The organism is Streptomyces calidiresistens (assembly GCF_014141525.1).
GTDB classification, from domain to species: Bacteria; Actinomycetota; Actinomycetes; order Streptomycetales; family Streptomycetaceae; genus Streptomyces; species Streptomyces calidiresistens.
Map to the genome: position 1 here is coordinate 1 of NZ_VKHS01001275.1, position 1,016 is coordinate 1,016.

1 protein-coding gene is annotated in these 1,016 nt (G+C 74.8%); it reads left to right on the forward strand.

Annotation, left to right across the window (positions count from 1 at the left end):
- Positions 1 to 54: 54 nt before the first annotated feature.
- Positions 55 to 1,016, forward strand: a 962-nt coding sequence (locus FOE67_RS26845; RefSeq protein WP_182667415.1) for a phytoene/squalene synthase family protein, incomplete at its 3' end; no start/stop codon positions are given.

Genomic DNA, 1,016 nt, shown 5'->3' on the forward strand with positions numbered 1-1,016 from the left:
CCGCCCCCGGGACACCCGCCGTCCCGCCGAGACCTCCACCCCGGAGGCCACCGCGTGACCACCCGGGAACTCGACGCGGCCGGCATCACCGACCCCGCCCTGCGCGAGGCGTACACCCACTGTCGACGGCTCAACGCCCGCCACGGCAAGACCTACTTCCTCGCCACCCGGCTGCTCCCCGTCGAACGCCGCCCCGCCGTCCACGCCCTCTACGGCTTCGCCCGCTGGGCCGACGACATCGTCGACGACCTGGAGAGCGACACCCCGCCGGAGCGCCGCCGCGCCCTGCTGGCCGATCTCAACCACCACCTCGCCGAGGGACTGCGCACCGGGAACAGTCCCGAGCCCGTCGTCCGCGCGCTGGCCCACACCGCCGCCGTCCACGACATCGACCACCGCCACTTCACCGACTTCATGACCTCCATGACCAGCGATCTCGAGGTCACCGACTACCCCACCTACGAGCACCTGCGCGCCTACATGCACGGCTCCGCCGCGGTCATCGGCCTGCAGATGCTCCCGATCCTCGGCACCGTCGTCCCCCGCGACCGGGCCGCCCCCCACGCCGCCGCCCTCGGCGAGGCGTTCCAGCTCACCAACTTCATCCGTGACGTGGGGGAGGACCTGGACCGCGGACGCGTCTACCTGCCCGCCGACCTCCTCGCGGCCCACGGCGCCGATCGTTCCCTGCTGCTGTGGAGCCGCGCCACCGGCCGCCGCGACCGCCGCATCACCGCGGCCCTGCGCGCCGCCGCCGACCTCACCCGCTCCGTCTACCGCGCCGCCGCCCCCGGCATCCCCATGCTCGACCCCGTCGCCCGGCCCTGCATCCGCACCGCCTTCATCCTCTACGGCGGCATCCTGCGGGCCGTCGAGGAGGACGGCTACGCCGCCGTCCACCGACGCGCAGTGGTGCCCCGGCGACGACGGGCGGCCGTGGCACTCGACGGCCTGGTACGGCTGACCGCGGCCCGGCTCTCCGCCACCCGCACGCGCCCGCCCCACCATCCACCTGT